The sequence below is a fragment of the Phycisphaeraceae bacterium genome (assembly GCA_019636735.1).
Lineage (GTDB): Bacteria > Planctomycetota > Phycisphaerae > Phycisphaerales > SM1A02 > VGXK01.
This window is the reverse complement of the sequence record JAHBWY010000002.1, coordinates 69,465-86,736: the sequence shown is the minus strand read 5'-3', so window position 1 is coordinate 86,736 and position 17,272 is coordinate 69,465. Positions and strand designations below refer to the sequence as shown.

The following is a 17,272-nucleotide window of genomic DNA, read 5'->3' as shown; positions in this document are numbered from 1 at the left end:
TGAAAAGAGACGCCACCCCTGCGATCAGCCGGCCGCGGGAGCTCCGTCGAGCTCGTCCATCAGCGTGGTCACCATGTCGAAGGTCTTCTGCGCCGCAGCCACGATGCCATCGTGCTGTGACGGCGTCAGCGGCAGCGCGTCGATGGCCGCCTTCGTGCGCGCCCAGCGCTCGCGAATGAGATCGCCGTGGGGATCGAGATAGCGCGTGCCGGCATTGGGAGGCAGCGGCAGTGCTCGACGAATCGCCTGCGCAATGAAGCGACCGCCATTGGTGCTGCCTTCGAGGACATAGAACGGTCCGATCACGAGCGCCGGGTCGATCTCGATCATGGCGTCGATGGCCGCCCACGCCGCTTGCGAGCGCGGACCGGGAAGGCCCGATCGCCCCGTGGCATTCGCCTCCGCACCGGACTGCCGCATGATGACGGCAAGCGCGTCGAGGTCCTCATCGATGTTGGAGACGCGGAAGTGATGATCCTCGATCACTGCGGCAAAACCGGGAAGGCGTCGCGCCGCGTCAAGCCGTGCCTCGAAGGGTTCATGCAGGCCTCGCATGGCGCAAAGCCATGCCGCATAGAGCCTCGGCTCAGCCTTGCCGCGCACGAGAGCCTGCTGGACGCCGTGCTTCTCCGCGCGGGTGTGCTGCTCGGCCGTCGCCTCTCGAAGCCGCGCCGAGAGCGTGGCCGGTGCGGTGGAGGCAGCGTGGGCGGCACCGTGCGATTCAGGTCCATTGACTCGATGCGGCGCCGGAGCGCCAGGGGTGGATGCGTGGCTCATTGTTGAGACTTATTCTCAACACTTGCCCCCTTGAAGTCAACTGCCGCGCCCGACCTTCCCACTGGTCACGCCTTCATCATGCGCCGGAGCACCGCGTGAAGGATTCCACCGTGGCAGAAGTACTCGACCTCCACCGGCGTGTCGATCCGGCACATGGCCAGGAACTCCGTCACCGAGCCGTTCGCCTTCGTCGCGCGAACGCGAATGTCCTGCTTCGGCTTGAGATCACTCGGCACTTCGATGTCGAAGGTCTCCGTTCCGTCGAGACCAAGCGTCTCTGCATTCTCATCGGGTCGGAAGGTGAGCGGCAGCACGCCCATGCCGACGAGATTCGATCGATGAATGCGCTCGAAGCTCTCCGCGATGACGGCGCGCACGCCGAGAAGCGATGTGCCCTTGGCGGCCCAGTCGCGCGAGCTGCCCATGCCGTAGTCCTTGCCGGCGAGGACGATCAGGGGAATGCCGCGCGACTTCGAATTCATCGCCGCGTCATAGATGGGTCGCACCTGGCCGTCGGTGAAGTCGGTGGTGACGCCACCGGTCGTTCCTGGCGCCAGGTGATTGCGGATGCGCGTGTTGGCAAAGGTTCCGCGCGTCATCACGCGATCGTTGCCGCGCCGAGAGCCGTAGCTGTTGAACATGCTGACCGGCACCCCCTGCTCCAGCAGGAAGCGCCCCGCAGGTGAGTCCTTCTTGATGTTGCCGGCGGGCGAAATGTGATCGGTCGTGACCGAGTGCCCCAGCTTGGCCAGGCACCGCGCGCCCTTGATCGAGGCGATGGCCCCGGGCTCCCGTCCCATGCCCTCGAAGAAGGGCGGCTCCTGAATGTATGTGCTCTTCGCATCCCACTCGTACATCTCTCCACCGGTCACCTTGATCGCCCGCCACTCCTCGCTGCCGGTGAAGACATCGGCGTACTGCGAGCGGAACTGCGCCTGGGTCACGCAGCGCGCGACCGTCTCGTCGATCTCCTTCTGCGAGGGCCAGAGATCGCGGAGGAAGATCTCGCGACCGTCACGCGTTCGAGCAAGCGGCTCATGTACAAGATCGATGTTGACCGTGCCGGCGATCGCGTAGGCCACGACGAGCGGCGGCGAGGCGAGATAGTTCGCCTTCACATCCTGGTGGATGCGCCCCTCAAAGTTGCGATTGCCCGAGAGCACGCTGGTCACGACAAGATCGCTCTCCTGGATCGCCCTCGAGATCGACTCGGGGAGCGGTCCCGAGTTGCCGATGCAGGTGGTGCAGCCGTAGCCGACGATGTTGAAGCCGAGTTCTTCCAGGGGCGCGAGCAGCCCCGAGGCAGTCAGGTACTCGGTGACCACCTTCGAGCCCGGCGCCATCGACGACTTGACCCACGGCTTGCGCATGAGTCCGAGGTCGCGCGCCTTCTTCGCGAGCAGACCGGCACCGATCATGACGCTCGGATTGCTTGTGTTGGTGCAACTCGTGATGGCGGCGATCACCACGCTGCCGTGGCGCAGGATGAACTCAGCATCCTCGTGGCGAACGAGCACGCCCTCACGGTCGGCATCAAGCACAGCGACGCTCCCGGTTTCACGCTGCGCCGCACCGCCCTCGCTCGCCATGCGATCGGCGCGAACAGCCTCGACGGCGTTCGGCTTGCCGTAGAGATTGGCGAGGTCGCGATGCCATGCGTTCTTCATCTGGGAGAGCGTGACGCGATCCTGTGGCCGAGCAGGACCGGCGAGCGATGGCTCAATCGATCCAAGGTCGAGTTCGAGGGTCGATGAGTAGCGGATCGGCTCGCGATCGTTCCGCCAGAGCATGTTCTCCTTGCAGTACTTCTCGACGGTCCGCACGAGGGCCTCCGAACGGCCGCTCAGTCGCAGATAGGAGAGCGTCTGCTCATCGACCGGAAAGAAGCCGACCGTGGCCCCATACTCCGGCGCCATGTTGGCGATGGTGGCTCGATTCGCGACCGGCATCTCGTTGAGGCCGGGCCCGAAGAACTCGACGAACTTGTTGACGACCCCATGCGCCCGCAGCATCTCCGTGACGCGCAAAACGAGATCGGTCGCGGTCGTTCCCTCGGGAAGCTTGCCGGTGATGCGCACGCCGACGACCTCGGGAATGAGCATGTAGATCGGCTGGCCGAGCATGACCGCCTCGGCCTCGATGCCGCCGACGCCCCAGCCGAGGACGCCGAGCCCGTTGATCATCGTCGTGTGACTGTCGGTGCCCACGAGCGAGTCGGGGAAGAGCACGCCGTCGCGCTCCCACACGACCTTCGCGAGATACTCGAGATTCACCTGATGAACGATGCCCGTCGCCGGAGGAACGACGCTGAAGTTGCGGAAGGCCGTCTGGCCCCAGCGGAGGAACTCGTAGCGCTCGCGGTTGCGCTCGAACTCGAGATCGCTGTTGATGGAGAGTGCGACACCGGAGGCGAAGGCGTCGACCTGCACGGAGTGATCGATGACGAGATCGCACGGCACCAGCGGATTGACCTTGCGCGGGTCGCCGCCCATGCGCTTCATCTGGGCCCGCATGGCGGCGAGGTCAACCACGCACGGCACGCCGGTGAAGTCCTGGAGCACCACGCGTCCTGGCATGAAGGGGATTTCGACATCGGCGCCCGCGCCGGGCGCGAAGTGTGCAAGAGCCTTGACATGCTCCTCGGTCACGACATGACCGTCACAGTTCCGCAGACACGCTTCCAGAAGCACCCGGATGGAGTACGGCAGCTCCTCGATCGGCGCGAAGCGCTTGAGCGCATCAAGGCGATGGATCGTCCTCGACACGGTCGCGCCGCCGGACGATGGCTCGGCAGCGGGAACTTCAATCTCGTGGCGGGAAGCGAAGCGATTGGCGTCGGAATGGTGGTTCGTCATGGCGTGAACCGAGCATCGTATCAGCGCTGCCGCGAACTCCGCCTTCAGGGGGCGGCGCGCGGCGGCACCGCTCTCGGCGCTCTGAAGCGCCGCTCGGTGACCCACGGAATCAGGGCAAGACCAATCGCGCCCGAAGCCACACAGAGCAGGAAGAAGCGGAACCAGGCCGCCGTCGCATCACCATCGGATGCGGCCAGCAACCACTGGAAGATGTTGCCGCTCTGCGCCCCGGCGAGCGCAACACCGAGTGTCATGACAGCCGTCAGGAGTGCGTACTGCGTCGCGGAGTAGCGCGGCGTGCAGAGCGACATCAGGAAGGCCACGAAGCCCGCCGTCACCAAGCCGATACCGAGGTACTCGATGACGACCGCAATGATGAGCGCAGGAATGCCGGGCGCGTCAGGAGCGACCGCGGCGGCGTGCATCGCGAGCCACGCGAACGACGCGGTGCTTGTCGCCTGCACGATGCCGAAGACGAACAAGCTCCTTCGCAACCCGAGTCGAGGCACAAGCATGGCGCCAATGAGCGCTCCGCCGATCGTGACGCCGAGGCCGATCGCTTGTCGCACCCATCCGATGTCGGCCAGTTCATAGCCCAGATGCCGTTGAAGAAATGGCAGCGTCATCGGAATCGCCAGGTTGTCCGGCAACTTGAAGATGAAGATGAATGCGAGCAGCGCCACCAGGCGACTCCCGAAGCGCTCGGCGAGATCCCGGAACGGTTCGACCACGCTTCGGGCGAGCCGCGATGAAAGTGACGAGGGCTCGGGTTGATCGCCCTCAGGTTTGGGGGCGAAGAGCGTCCCGAGCGCGAGAAGTGGCATGATCAGAGCCAATCCCGCGAAGGTGATCCCCCACCCGAAGGCTGCGCCCCACTTCATCGTGGCCCATCCGCCGACAATGAGCGAGCCGGCGCCGAGAAGCGCCAGGGCGAGGCGGTAGCCCATCACGAAGACGCTTGCGGCCGCCGCACGCGTGGCCGGGGGCGAGATGTCAATGCGATAGGCGTCAGCCGCCACATCCTGCGTGGCGGAACAGATGGTCATGCAGAGCGCCAGCCCGAAGAAGAGCGCGAGGAGCGGCCGCTCTTCGCCCGAGGCGAAGGTCACCAGCGACACGCCGACAAGAGAGGCGGCAATGCCCGCTTGCGAGGCGAGAATCCACGCTCGTCGTCGCCCGAGCTCTGCGAGCCTCTGCGGAAGGAGCGCATCGACCAACGGGGCCCAGAGCACCTTCAGCGTGTAGGGCAGAAGCAGGAGGGATAGTGCGCCGATGGCCGCTTCCGACGCGCCAGCAGAGGTGAAGGCACCCTGCATCGAGACGGTCGCGATGGTGTAGGGCACTCCACCGGCGAATCCGAGAACCAGCAGTGACGCGCTGCGACGAGTGAAAAAGAGATCCCGGACTGTCGGAGCTTGCGCTTCTGCACTCGGCGGGTCACTCCGCACGCAATGAAGGTAGGAAAAAGTTCCGCTGTTCGCCGACCTGCACTCTGGCGGCTGTAGTTTCCCCGCATCGAGCCCACTTCCGGGAGAACAGGTCTCATGCGACACGCGTCAAGCACATCTCGAACGGCGAACGCACGGTGCCCGGCACCTGCGGAGCACCACGCGGCGCCCGCTGCGAACGCTGGTGCGGATCACGCGCCAGATTTCTGGTTTGAGCGAAGCCAGGCCTATGCGGCCGCAGGCGACTTCGCACGCGAGGTGCTTGCCTCGGTCCCGGAGGATGGAGCCTCGGGCACCATGCTTCGACACAGCGCCATCGCTCTGGCAGGCACGGTTGCCTCGGCGGTCTCGACCGTCCGAGAGCGTCTCCCCGAGGCCACGCTCAGTGCGCACGACTACGCGCAATCCGTCGCCGGTCTCCTCATCCTTCACGCGGACTTGTCGACCATGACACCCGGACAGCAGGCCAAACTCCGGGAGCCGATCTCCGCCGTCGCCAGACTTCTCTTCGGGCTTCGGAGAGCCATCATTCAATCTCCCTCTTGAACCACTGACGCGCCTGCGCCACTGCTCCGCGCGTTGACATCAGCATCCTCCTTGCGAATCGCGGGCTCTGTGGACACGGAAGTGTCAACGGGTCCGCGATCTCGCGCGCCGACCATACTCCCGCGTGAGTTCAGCACCGGGCGCGTTGAGCACCACGCGCATTCAGCGCCGGACAAGATGCACCCCGAGCAAGTTCAACCCCGCGCGAGTTCAGCACCCGGCGATGCAACCGCCGCCCGAGTTCAGCCCCGCGAGCCCCGTGCGCGAAAGCGGTCGGCCCGGAGGAAGCCAATGTCGTACCCCGTGCCGCCCCGCGCGACGAGACCGGTGAGGATCTCCCCCACCACGGGCGCGAACTTGAATCCGTGCCCCGAGAAGCCGGCGGCGAGGAAGATCGCGCGCGTGCCCGGCACGCGATCGATGATGAAGTTCGCGTCGGCGGTCATGGTGTACATGCACAGTGCGCTGCCACTCACGGGACCGGACGCACCCGGAACAAGTCGACGCATCGCATCGGCGAGGTCCGCCACCTCCTCGTCAGTGGGCGCCCGCCTCGGAGCATCGGGGTCGATCGCTTCTCCGGGCAGATGCCGGGCCACCTTCGCTCCCGGCGGAAAGGGCCCGCTCGCCCGTTCGCTCGACGCGCCTCGATCAGGAATGCCATAGAAGGGTCCCCTCGGACCGTCTTCGAAGAACCACACCGGCATGTCGGCCCGCGCGGGCGGCATGGATGATTCGCTCGCCGCCTTGCTGCCATCGATCCACGCCATCACCTGCCGGGTGGGACGAAGGTCCGCGCCGCAGGCTCGGGCGAGGCGACCAGTCCACGCGCCCGCCGTAACGACCACCGCCGCCGCGTCGTACTCCTCGGCGACCGTCTCGACGCGGACACTCGCGCCATGCTCTTCGATCGACTCGACCTTCTCCCCTTCCTGGATCACCGCGCCGTGCCCTTCAGCCAGGCGAAGCTGCGCGAGGATGGCCGCCTCCGGGCGAACGAAGCCGCCCCCCGGTTCGAGGATCGCCGCCGCGCCCTCAGGGACCGCAAACCACGGAAGGCGCTCTCGGCACGCGTCTCGATCGAGCTCCTCGACGGCAATCCCATAGTCGCGCCCGCTTCGACGGACACCTTCAAGCACTTCCCCCTTCGGATCACCGACATAGACCACGCCGCAAAGGTCGAGAAGTCTCTGGCCCGAAGTCGCCTCGACTTCCGCCCACCCTTCGCGAGCCCGCATCAAGAGCGGCATATAGGCCGGATCCTCGAAATAGGTCCAGCGCACCACGCGTGAGCCCCCATGCGAACTGCCGCGATCATGCCCCCGCGTGAATTGCTCAAGCCCGAGCACGCGCAACCCCGACGCCGCGAGCGATGCACACGCCGCCGATCCCATCGCACCGAGACCGATGACGATGACATCGCATGTCCGGCGCATCGCTCAACGACTCCGGACCGGCACGCTCGGCGCTTCGGCGAGCGTGACCGAACCCGCAGGTCCCTCGATGGTGGCAATCAATCTCGCGCGTGGGCCCCGACTCACCGAAAGGCGACTCCCGATCGCGGCGAGCATGCGCCAGATGCGCTCGGGGTCGGGATGCTCGCCCTCGAGACGCACCAGCCGAATGCCTTCGGGCGCATCAGTCGAAGGGTGCACACTCTCGCCCCACTCGATCAGGAAGGGAATCAACCCCCCTCCCAGAAGCAGCGGCGGCGTGATGCGCCATCTGACTCTCGATCCGTCAGGTCGCTCTCGACCTCCATCAAGCGGCGCGCCAAGGTCCACGCCACCCCGTGCCGCCGCTTCCACCCGTGCACCGAGATCGCGTGCGGCCGCGCACCACCCCACGACATGCGTCGACATGCCCGCGCTCAGCCCGAAGGTCTCCGCTCCGAGGGCCCGCGCGTCCGCAGGTGCGTCAGGATCGAGCGCGAGGATCTCGAGGTAACGGCCTCCGCCGGCGCCGAGCAGCGCATTGTGGGTGCCCCAGCGCTCATGTCGCCCCCCCGCCTTCGGGCGCACACCAAGCCGCGACTCGAACCACTCCATGGCACTCTCGAGGCGATCCACCCCAATCAGCAGATGATCGAGATCGTCGGGGAGACCGCCGCGAAACATGCGGGCATCCTACGAGATGCGCGCGACACGAACGGTCGCGTGCATCGAGGCGCCCCACCCCCTATCGGATCAGGCGCGTCGATGCGGAATCCACCGATCACCCAGACGCCGCACCGCCCCGGCGCTCGCCTCACCCTCGGGATGGGTACTCAAAGACACCCCGGCCACTCTTGTCGCCCAGGCGTCCGGCCTGCACCAGTTGCCTCAGCAGCGGGCATGGGAAGAACTTCGGATCACCCAGCTCGCGGTGGAGCACCATCATGATGTCGTGGCAGACATCGAGGCCGATGAAGTCAGCGAGGCGCAGCGGTCCCATCGGGAAGTTGCAACCGAGCTTCATGATCTGATCGATGTCCTCGGGCTTCGCCACGCCACCCATCCACGCATGGAACGCCTCGTTGATGAGCGGCATCAGCACGCGATTGCTGACGAACCCGGCGCGGTCATTCGCCGTGACGGGCGTCTTGCCCATCGCCTTGGCGAGCTCGATGGTGCGCGAGGTCGTCTCATCGCTCGTCGCGATGCCGCGAATGACCTCGACCAGCGCCATCACCGGCACCGGGTTGAAGAAGTGCATGCCGATCACCCGCGGCGCCGCGTCACCCACGGCCGTCGCGATGTCGGTGATCGAGATGCTTGAAGTGTTCGTGGCCAGAACGACCTCCTGCTTGAAGGTCGCGGACATCTCGCGAAAGATGCGCTTCTTGAGCTCGGCGTTCTCACTGACCGCCTCGACCGCCCAATCGGCGTCCTTCGCATCGGCGATCGCACTCGCATAGCGGATGCGACCGAGCGCCGCGTCGGCGTCCGCCTGCTGAAGCTTGCCCTTCTCGACCGCGCGCGAAAGCGTCTTGCGGTGGTAGCCCCGAGCAGTCTCGAGCTGCTTCTCGTTGACATCGACCTGGATCGCGGAGAGCCCGTGCTGCGCGGCGGTCAGCGCAATGCCCGACCCCATGGTCCCGGCTCCGATGATGACGATCGTCTTGACACTGGTCATGGCTGAACTCGAAGGGGCGGTCATGGTCGCGGTGCTCATGGGATCAGGCCTTCCACTTTCGAAGTGTGGGTCCCTTGTACTCAGCCAGCGGCCGAATGATCCGGTTGTTTGCGTGCTGCTCCATGATGTGGGCGCACCAACCCGTGATGCGGCTCGCCACGAAGATCGGCGTGTACTGCGGCACGGGAATGCCCATGATGAAGTAGGTCATGCCGCAGGGGAAGTCGACATTCGGATGAATCTTCTTGTCGCGGAGCATGATCGCCTGGACTTCGTCGCCCAGGTCAAACCACTTCTTCGCATCAGGACCGAGCTTCTCCGCCAGCTTCAGACCCCATGCTCGCAGGATGCCGGCGCGGTGATCGCCGTTCTTGTAGACGCGATGGCCGAAGCCCATGAGCTTGCGCTTCTCCTCGAAGGCCCGCTGCATCCACGCGTTCACGGTCATGCGACCGCCGGCGCAGTCGCGATCGATGTCCTTGAGCATCTCCATCGCCATCTCGTTCGCACCGCCGTGCAGCGGTCCCTTGAGCGCGCCCACTCCGCCGCACACGGCCGAATGCATGTCCGTCTCGGTGCTCGCGATGACGCGACAGGCGAAGGTGCTCGCATTGAAGTCGTGCTCGGCGTAGAGGATCAGCGAGACATCCATGATCCGCGCGGCGAGCGCATCCGGCTTCACGCCGGTCATGCACCAGAGCAGGTTCGCGGCGTGGTCGAGATTCGGGTCCGGCGAGACGGGCGTCTTGCCGTCTCGTCGCATCTGGCCGTAGCCGATGATCGTCGGAATCTTGGCGAGCAGCCGCTTCGACTTGCGCAACTCCGCCTCGGGAGAGTTGTCTTCACACTCCGGGTCGACATGGGAGAGGAGCGAGATGCCCGTCCGCAGAATGCTCATCGGGTGCACATCGGCCTGCCCGGGCTGCTTCTCCGCGATGCGACCGACGATCTCAAGGATTCCCTTGTCGACGGGGCGCATTTCAGCGAGCTCGTTCTTGAACGCGCTGAGCTGCGCGGCCGTGGGCTTCTCGCCCACCAAGAGAAGGTAGGCCACCTCCTCGAAGGTCGCGTTCTCGGCGAGGTCGGCGATTTCATACCCCCGGTAGATGAGCTGCGTCTGGTTGACGGCGCAGATGGTGGTTTCACCGGCCGTCTGGCCGGCAAGGCCACGGGTGTCGACCGGCTTCGCGGAGGGAGTCGTTGGAGCGGCGTTCATGAGGCACCTCGCAAGTGGGGGTTCAAGTGTGGTTCGGGGCAGACATGCTAGGAGAAACGCGCGGGCGTTACCATCCCTGCCGAGATGCGCCACGACCTCTTCTTCACGCGGCGGAATGGGCCACTCGGCATGGTCCGTCACATCCGAGCGGCGGCGCCGCTCGCGCTGCTGGCGGGCACGCTCGGTGCCTGCAGCAGCACGCCCACCCCAACACCACACGGCGAGGCAGCGACAAAGGCAGCGTCGCTCATGCAAGGCACCTTCACCAGTCGTGAGCAGGCGCAGCAGGACCCCTCGTTCCGCGAGGTGACGCTGCGCATGGCGCCGATCTGGACCGATCGCACCGATGCGAAGTGGCTCTATGTCGAGCAGGCGCTCGCGTCGATGCCCGAGCGCCCTTATCGACAGCGTGTCTATCGCGTCTCACAGGATGCCGATGGCACGGTGGAGAGCATGGTCCTGTCACTGCCGGGCGATCCACTGCAATACGCAGGTGCCTGGAGAGAGGCGGCTCCCCTAGGGCAGTTGCTCCCCGATCTGCTCGAGCCGCTCGGTGGCTGCGTCGTCTTCCTGCGACAGGAGGGCGCAAGCAAGTTCTCGGGTGGCACGCAGGGCACGAACTGTGTGAGCACGAGAGAGGGCGCTGCGTACACCACCAGCGAAGTCACGCTCGATGAGCGCGGCATCACTTCATGGGATCGCGGCTTCGATGCCAATGGCGCGCAAGTGTGGGGTTCAACCGCGGGACCCTATCGATTCGTTCGCATCTCGACGCGTCCTGATGCGCCGCTGCCTGCGGCGGGAGCGGCGCCATGACCGCTCACTGTGACCGTTCGATGTTGAACCTTGCCGAGGATGCGACTTCATGACCTCCCCTTCGCCTTCATCAGGTCCGCAGTCGTCATCACCAGGGGCGCGACTCCGCGCGGCCTGCGAGCGCGGCGTGGTCATGATTCCCGGGGCATTCAATGCGCTCGTCGCGAAGGCCGTCGCCGCGGCGGGCTTCGACGCCTGCTACATCTCGGGCGGTGCGACGGCGAATGTCGCGGGCTACCCGGACATCGGCCTCATCACACTGACGGAGATGTGCCGGACTATTCGCGAAGTCGCGGATGCGTCGGCGCTGCCCGTGGTTGTCGACGCCGACACCGGATACGGCGAGGTCGAGTCATGCGTGCGCACGGTGGTTGAGTACGCGAGAGCCGGCGCGGCGGCTCTTCATGTCGAAGACCAGGTCTTCCCGAAGCGCTGCGGCCATCTCGACGGCAAGGAGCTGATTGCGGAGGAGGACATGGTCGAGAAGGTCCGCGCCATGGCGCACCATCGGCCCGATCCATCGTTCGTCATCATCGCGCGAACTGACGCGCGCCATGTCGAGGGATTCGACGCCGCCGTCCGGCGCGCCAGCGCGTATCGACGGGCCGGCGCCGATGCGATCTTCCCCGAAGGACTTGAGAGCGAAGAGGAGTTCGCGCGCTTCGCGAAGGCGTGTCCGGGCCTGTTGCTCGCGAACATGACCGAGTTCGGCAAGACGCCCGACATCAGCGCCGAGCGCTTTGGCGAGCTCGGCTATCGCATGGTGATCTACCCCCTCAGCATGATGCGTGTGGCCATGGGTGAGGTCACCCGCGGGCTGGCGACGCTTCGACACGAAGGCACGGTTCGATCGCTGCTTCCCTCGATGCAGACCCGCAAGGAGCTCTACGCGCTCCTCGGATACACGCCGGGTGAACAGTGGAACTTCGGTCCGAAGCGCGATCGGGCGTAGCCGTGGGCGTGGGGGGGTCGGCCCGCCCCGCTCGCTCACTTCGCCGGGAGAGCAACCGGCGTGACGAGCACGCCGTTGCCGCGGTTCTCGAGTCGGACCAGCCCCGCATAGCCGCGCCGCTCGAGTTCGGCGCGAATGACTTCGGGTGAACTTCCGCGAAGGCGCTCGATGGCCGCGAGGGCCTCGACATCTCCAATCACGGGCGACCAACCCTTGGATCCGATGCCTGCGATCGCCTGAGCTTCGAGCGCCTCGGGCAGCGGACCGGCGAGGATGGCCGCCCGATCGACGAGCAGCTTGCCATCACCCCGGGGCAGCGCCGCAGTCATGGAGTCAGCGACCGCTTCCGGTGCCCGCGCACTTCGTGCGTTCGGTCGAACGGTCACGCGCCGCCCGGAGGAGCGCTCGCTGCCTTCGACGCCTTGAATGAAGGTCACGCCGTTCTTCACGGGCGCTCCATCGCCCTTGGTTCGCCCGATCTTGGTACCGAAGATGACGATCGCCGCCACGGTGACCGCCGCCGTCGCCCATGGCGACCAGCCACTGTGTTTGGCTCTCGCCGCACTCTCGCTCGCACGGCCGCTGCGCTTGGTGCGGCAGACAGTCCACGATCGGCGCCACTGCGCCGACCGAAGCGACGCCACCGCCTCCTGCGACGCGGCGCGTGCCGCGGCCATGGCCTCGTGCGATGCCGCGCGGGCCGCAGCCATCGCTTCGCGCGCGGTCATGCGGGCGGCTTCCGCGAAGTCGGGCTGGACGGCGGCGCCTGCGGCCGCACCCGCAGCGAAGCCCGCAAACCTCTCAGAGCCCTCACTCCGCGCCGACTCACCGCGCATCGAGGGAAGGGCCGCGGGTCGCACGGCGGAGAGATCTCCGGCGGCCAGCAGATACTTGAGATCGGCGAGCATCGCCTCGGCCGAGGGATATCGCTTGGAGTAGTCAGCCATGGCGCGGCGCACGATCCACCGCAGCGCTTCGGGCGAGGGCTTCGTGAACGCGCTCAGGCCGCCATGGGCGGGGAAGGTGTTCTCGAGCACCGAGTAGAGCACGGCGCCAGCCGAGTAGATGTCGAAGCGAGCGCCATCAACCTCGTTGACCTTGGTGCCGCGCAGCGCCTGTCGAACCATCTCGGGATCGCGGAAGTACTCCGTGCCGTGCGTGGTGAGCGTGAAACTGCTCGCGAGCGGCGTCACGAGCCCCACATCGATGACCTGGGCGCGACCCCGGCTGACGATGATGTTGTCGGGCTTGATGTCCTTGTGCCAGAGACCGGCGCGGTGGAAGCGCGACAGCGACTCGACGACATCGGCCATGAGCGAGACGAGTTCGCGCTGCGCCTCCGCCGGGAGCGCCGCTTCAGCCGCGACACCTCGGTGCTTGACCGTCGCAAAGTGACCGAGTGAAGGTCCCTCGTAGTGCGGCATCGCGTACCAGAAGCGATGCGGCTCGAAGGCGTGGTCAAGAACAAGTCCGAGAGATCGCGCCGCATCGAGTGAACGGCTCTCGCGCACGATCTGCGGGAGCGTCGATCCTTCCCCGATCGCAAAGCTCTTGATGACCACTCGCTCAGGCATGCCCTTGAGCGAGGCTCGCTTCGCGCGCTCGGGTGTGGCGATGTAGAGCTTCGCGCCCGATCCGCCCGTGGGGAGACGGCCGTCGATCGTGTATCCCGCGAAGCCCGTCACGAGCGACAAGGGGTCGGGCCACGGTGAACGCGACGCATCCCCGGCGCCGTTCGGCACGGGCGGTGGAGGCGGAGGCGGCGGCGCCGGTCGATCGGCCATCACCTGCTGCGGCGCACCAGGGAACGCGCCACCTGGTGCTGCCATCGCCGGCGCGAACGCTGGTTGACGGCGGCGATCAGGCGGGACTTCGATGCCAAGCACGCGCAGGGGGCGCTGCACAGCGGCGCTCCAGAGGCGCAGGCCACATGAGACGAGATTGTTGTGAAAGCTCCGTGCCGCCAAGTCCGCCTTGGGGAACCGGGCGAAGACCAGAAGCACGACCGCTCGCGCCAGGTTGATCGGAGCGACCAGCAGGTTCACCGCGGCGCCGACGACATCGCCGATGACCCCGAAGACGCACGCGAAGAGCCGCGCGATCAATCGAAAGATCAGGCCGATGCCGAGCACGAGCACCGTGATGACCACGCCGACCGCGAAGAGGCCGAGCAGGATCATCGCGATGGCGGTGAAGACTTCACCTCCTGCGGAGACCGGCGACATCACGCGCACCTCGGCGGAAAGGTGATGCCTGACCAGGCGGCAGACTGACCGCTGCCACCACTCTTCGGCGCCGACGGTCCGGGGTTCCTCGCCTCACGCGATGCCGCCCGGTAGATCTCGGCGATGGCCGTGTCGAACGCGGCATCCGCCGCGGCAAGTCCCGCCCGTTCGGCCTCACGCGATTCATCTTCGGTGAAGCTGTATGCGGAAATCGTTCGCACCAACTCGGCTCGAAGCGCGTCGCGCACCTTCGCGGCGTGGCGCGACACGGTGGGTTCGCTCACTCCCACGCGCTCCGCGACATCCCGTCCCGACATGCCTTCGAGCACGCGGAGCTGGAAGACCTGAAAGATCATGAAGTCCGATCGCGCTTCGACCGCGCGGATGGATGCGAGGACCTTCGCGCGGAAGACCTGTCGCTCATACTCATCATCGGGCAGGAGCGCGTCGGTGTCGTTGGGTGTCATCCCATCGAGGCTCGCCGCACGCTTGCCGGCGCCACGCTTGCCGGCCATGCGGCGATCGACCTCGTCGCCAAAGACATGACGGGCGATGGAGAGAAGCCATGTGCTGAACCGCACGCCTCGTGTCGGATCGAAGCGCTCGATCGACCCGGAGAGTTGGGCCAGAGTCTCCTGGGTGAGGTCGCGGGCCGTCTCGGCGCCGATGGAGCCGCGACCCCACTTGGCGAAGTGGGCGCGGATCACGGGACCGAACACCTCCCAGAGCTCAAACCAGGCGGCCTCCTCGCGATTCCGAAGGCGATCAATGAAGGTGGTGGTAATGGGGTGGAGCATGATCACGCCCGCTGCTTGGGAGGCCCGCCGTCGGTCTTTCAAAGTGTACGGCCCGGTTCTGCGGACGCTTCAGAAGAGTGCATTCAGAAGGAGCAAACTCCACATCTGCACAAATTGCGGACCGTGGTGAAAGGCTCAGAAAGGCTCCCCCAATCACCGGGCAACGGAGCACCCGGTCCGTCGCCCACGGTGGCGCGACGACAACCGGGCCCGAAAGGAGCCTTCCATGTGCGTGACTCGTTCTCTTCTTCGCTGGTCGCTCATCGCCGGACTCGGCTTGGGCGCCGTTGCCCTTGTCGTGGGTCCGCAGCGTGTCGGCGCGGCCATGGCGCAGATCCGCAGCTGGGGGCAGAACACTGTTGATCGCTTCGTCGAGGACCCGGTGGCGCTGCGTCGTCAGCTTGAGCAGCTTGGCGCCGAGTATCCCGGACGCATTGGCCAGTTGCGAGGTGAGATGGCGCAACTGGACCGACAGATCCATCAACTTGAGCAGGACTGCGAGATCAGCCGTCGAGTCGTCGCGATGACCACGGCCGATCTCGACCAGGTCGATGCGGCGCTCGCCGGTTCATCGCCGGCGGTCGTCCGCACTCGCCTTGGCAGCTCAGATGGGTCGAGCCTGCGCGCCGAGGCGAAGCGCATCCAGCAGATCCGCGGCTCGCACCAGGATCGCCTTCACGGCGGCGAGCGCCAGCTCACCATGCTGCGTGATCAGCGAGCGAAGCTCGGTGCCGTGCTGTCGCGACTCGAGCGCGAGCATGCCGACTTCCAGATCAAGCTGGCGACGCTCGACCGTCAGATCGACGCCGTGGGTCGGAACCAGCGCCTGATCCAGATGGCGCAGGAGCAGGCGAAGGTCCTCGCCGAGTACGAGCGCGGCACGCGCGTCGGCAACCTCGGTCAGCTCGAGGGGCGACTTGAGCAGATCCGCATCGAGCAGGAGGCGAAGCTCGAGGTGCTGCTGCGGGCCGACGACAGCGATCCCTATGAATCCGCCGCGCGCGAAGCGTTGCGCAGCGAGCCTGCGACGACCGAGCGACCAGTGCTGCCCGCCGCCTCACTTCAGGCGAAGTTGAGCGGACCAGCGCCCGTCGGCGCCCTCCGTCCATGACATCCTGAGATCACGCGGTCGCAGGTTCCGAGTGGACAACTCGGGAGGAGGCGGCGGCTTCGAGGAATCCCCGGCGGAAGAGGACGAACCACGCTCCTCTCCGCCGGCTCCCGGAGCGCCGCCTCGTTCATTGGGGCGATTTCGAGGCGGAGGCCTCTGGCCGCTTCGCGGATTCGCGGGCGCCGGGTTCACGAGGAACAGCGGCGCCCGTCGCGCATCCTGAAGCTGATCGACCGGCACCTCGAAGGCCCCTTCATCATCGGCGCGCAGGATCGTGTCGCCGCCATGCACGCCCTCCAAGCGTTGCTCGAAGCGAGCCTCGAGCAACGCCGCCCGCAGCGATTCGAGATCCTGGGGGTACACCCCCTTCTCGCGGAGCGCAAGCACGCCCTCGGCCATGAACTCAAGCCGCTGCGCTGCCGCACGAAAGCTGCCCGGCCTCTGCGAGCCCGCAAAGGAGCGCCAGCGTTGTTCGAACTCCGCAAGGACGCGGTCATCCGTGCCCCCGAAGGCCATGCGAAAGGCGCTCACCGAGTCGCGCCCATCGTTGAGATGCCGAAGGTATGCGGAGAAGTTGCTGCTCAGGCGACCGCCTTCACCCCAGAGCAGGAACTGCACCATCGACGCCGCTTGAAGGTACTGATTCGACGCGCCGCCGGTGGTCACCGCCGAGTTCCATGTCCTGGAGTCGCGCGCAAGCAACTGGGCGAAGGGAATCACCTGCTCGTTGTCGATCAGCGCCTTCACCCGCGAAACGGTCCGCGGCGTCACCTGTCCCTCGATGACCGTGCCGTCGACCACCACCGCTTCACCGAAGTACTCGGCAAGACCTTCATTGGCCCACGGCGGGAGATTCCCCTCGAAGTACGAGTGCGCGACCTGGTGAAAGCCCTCGTGGCGAATGACATGTTCGATGCGGGTTCGCGGCAGATCACCGGTGAAGAAGGCGAGCCCGGACCCACGCGGCCCCACGAAGAACATGCCACCCGAACCCGCCGCGTTCACACCGAAGCGTGTGCGCAGCGTGTCGCGGTAGTCCTGAGGCGAAGCGAACATGTAGACCGTCAGGTGCTCCTGACCCCGGCGGCGAAGCCCCTGCATGAGCCGCGTGTACTCTCGGTACATCGTGTCAAGAAGATCGGCATAGGCCTTCGTCTCCGCGAACGCGAGATCGCTTCGAATCGTGTAGTGGCGACTGGTCGGGAGCGAGCGGCCCGGGCCCGGATCGGTCCGCTGCCACCATGACGGCGGTGGACCCTGCGGCGCAGCAGCCATCAGGAGCGCCATGCCGAGCAGGAGCACAACGCAGGACCAGCGAGGGAACGCCCTGCACGACGACGCGGCGTGGTGACACTGGGTGCGACCTCGTGCAGGAGTCGGCATGGGGCTGGCGATGCGCCTCGAGTGCACGATTC

Annotated in this window: 14 protein-coding genes; 4 read left to right on the top strand and 10 right to left on the bottom strand. The window is 66.3% G+C overall.

From position 1 onward, the window contains the following. Window positions 1–24: 24 nt before the first annotated feature. The 3 genes from KF724_02545 to KF724_02535 form a co-directional block, all read right to left on the bottom strand. Entirely contained in the window at window positions 25–777 is a 753-nt protein-coding gene (locus KF724_02545; GenBank protein ID MBX3354559.1) for a biliverdin-producing heme oxygenase, read from the bottom strand. A gap of 65 nt (window positions 778–842) precedes the next feature. Continuing rightward, window positions 843–3,632, bottom strand: a complete 2,790-nt coding sequence (acnA, locus tag KF724_02540) for an aconitate hydratase AcnA (GenBank protein ID MBX3354558.1) — start codon at window positions 3,630–3,632, stop codon at window positions 843–845. A 44-nt stretch (window positions 3,633–3,676) separates the two neighbouring features. Continuing rightward, entirely contained in the window at window positions 3,677–5,080 is a 1,404-nt protein-coding gene (locus KF724_02535) for an MFS transporter (protein ID MBX3354557.1), read from the bottom strand. 96 nt (window positions 5,081–5,176) lie between these two features. On the opposite strand from KF724_02535, the gene KF724_02530 reads away from it, so the two are divergent. After that, on the top strand, window positions 5,177–5,626 hold the full coding sequence (locus KF724_02530) for a hypothetical protein (protein ID MBX3354556.1): 450 nt from the start codon (window positions 5,177–5,179) through the stop codon (window positions 5,624–5,626). Window positions 5,627–5,868: 242 nt separating this feature from the next. Here the strand turns inward: KF724_02530 and solA are convergent, their stop codons facing one another. The 4 genes from solA to KF724_02510 form a co-directional block, all read right to left on the bottom strand. After that, window positions 5,869–7,062 (bottom strand): N-methyl-L-tryptophan oxidase, encoded by a 1,194-nt coding sequence (solA, locus tag KF724_02525; protein MBX3354555.1) that lies wholly within the window; start codon window positions 7,060–7,062, stop codon window positions 5,869–5,871. 3 nt (window positions 7,063–7,065) lie between these two features. After that, entirely contained in the window at window positions 7,066–7,743 is a 678-nt protein-coding gene (locus KF724_02520; protein ID MBX3354554.1) for a VOC family protein, read from the bottom strand. 130 nt (window positions 7,744–7,873) lie between these two features. Next, entirely contained in the window at window positions 7,874–8,779 is a 906-nt protein-coding gene (locus KF724_02515) for a 3-hydroxybutyryl-CoA dehydrogenase (GenBank protein ID MBX3354553.1), read from the bottom strand. Between the two features lie 4 nt (window positions 8,780–8,783). Then, on the bottom strand, window positions 8,784–9,956 hold the full coding sequence (locus tag KF724_02510) for a citrate synthase (GenBank protein ID MBX3354552.1): 1,173 nt from the start codon (window positions 9,954–9,956) through the stop codon (window positions 8,784–8,786). A gap of 84 nt (window positions 9,957–10,040) precedes the next feature. Between KF724_02510 and KF724_02505 the strand changes: the two genes are divergently transcribed. Then, window positions 10,041–10,772 (top strand): chromophore lyase CpcT/CpeT, encoded by a 732-nt coding sequence (locus KF724_02505; protein ID MBX3354551.1) that lies wholly within the window; start codon window positions 10,041–10,043, stop codon window positions 10,770–10,772. A 49-nt stretch (window positions 10,773–10,821) separates the two neighbouring features. Beyond that, entirely contained in the window at window positions 10,822–11,724 is a 903-nt protein-coding gene (gene prpB / locus KF724_02500) for a methylisocitrate lyase (protein ID MBX3354550.1), read from the top strand. Window positions 11,725–11,759: 35 nt separating this feature from the next. Here the strand turns inward: prpB and KF724_02495 are convergent, their stop codons facing one another. Next, window positions 11,760–13,949, bottom strand: coding sequence for a hypothetical protein (locus KF724_02495; GenBank protein ID MBX3354549.1), 2,190 nt, complete (start codon window positions 13,947–13,949; stop codon window positions 11,760–11,762). Further along, entirely contained in the window at window positions 13,949–14,746 is a 798-nt protein-coding gene (locus tag KF724_02490) for a sigma-70 family RNA polymerase sigma factor (GenBank protein MBX3354548.1), read from the bottom strand. Before KF724_02490 ends, KF724_02495 begins: the two co-directional genes overlap by 1 nt. A 226-nt stretch (window positions 14,747–14,972) precedes the next feature. Here KF724_02490 and KF724_02485 point away from each other — a divergent pair, with 226 nt between their 5' ends. Next, window positions 14,973–15,857, top strand: a complete 885-nt coding sequence (locus tag KF724_02485; protein MBX3354547.1) for a hypothetical protein — start codon at window positions 14,973–14,975, stop codon at window positions 15,855–15,857. Here the strand turns inward: KF724_02485 and KF724_02480 are convergent. Further along, on the bottom strand, window positions 15,804–17,267 hold the full coding sequence (locus KF724_02480; GenBank protein MBX3354546.1) for a DUF1570 domain-containing protein: 1,464 nt from the start codon (window positions 17,265–17,267) through the stop codon (window positions 15,804–15,806). The genes KF724_02485 and KF724_02480 overlap by 54 nt on opposite strands. Window positions 17,268–17,272 lie beyond the last annotated feature (5 nt).

Excerpts from the sequence above, each read along its gene's own strand:
- KF724_02520 (MBX3354554.1), bottom strand. The coding sequence starts at position 7,743 with ATGTTTCGCGGCGGTCTCCCCGACGATCTCGATCATCTGCTGATTGGG.
- acnA (MBX3354558.1), bottom strand. The coding sequence starts at position 3,632 with ATGACGAACCACCATTCCGACGCCAATCGCTTCGCTTCCCGCCACGAG.
- KF724_02545 (MBX3354559.1), bottom strand. The coding sequence starts at position 777 with ATGAGCCACGCATCCACCCCTGGCGCTCCGGCGCCGCATCGAGTCAAT.
- prpB (MBX3354550.1), top strand. The coding sequence starts at position 10,822 with ATGACCTCCCCTTCGCCTTCATCAGGTCCGCAGTCGTCATCACCAGGG.
- solA (MBX3354555.1), bottom strand. The coding sequence starts at position 7,062 with ATGCGCCGGACATGCGATGTCATCGTCATCGGTCTCGGTGCGATGGGA.
- KF724_02485 (MBX3354547.1), top strand. The coding sequence starts at position 14,973 with ATGTGCGTGACTCGTTCTCTTCTTCGCTGGTCGCTCATCGCCGGACTC.
- KF724_02505 (MBX3354551.1), top strand. The coding sequence starts at position 10,041 with ATGCGCCACGACCTCTTCTTCACGCGGCGGAATGGGCCACTCGGCATG.
- KF724_02495 (MBX3354549.1), bottom strand. The coding sequence starts at position 13,949 with ATGTCGCCGGTCTCCGCAGGAGGTGAAGTCTTCACCGCCATCGCGATG.
- KF724_02490 (MBX3354548.1), bottom strand. The coding sequence starts at position 14,746 with ATGCTCCACCCCATTACCACCACCTTCATTGATCGCCTTCGGAATCGC.
- KF724_02510 (MBX3354552.1), bottom strand. The coding sequence starts at position 9,956 with ATGAACGCCGCTCCAACGACTCCCTCCGCGAAGCCGGTCGACACCCGT.
- KF724_02515 (MBX3354553.1), bottom strand. The coding sequence starts at position 8,779 with ATGAGCACCGCGACCATGACCGCCCCTTCGAGTTCAGCCATGACCAGT.
- KF724_02530 (MBX3354556.1), top strand. The coding sequence starts at position 5,177 with ATGCGACACGCGTCAAGCACATCTCGAACGGCGAACGCACGGTGCCCG.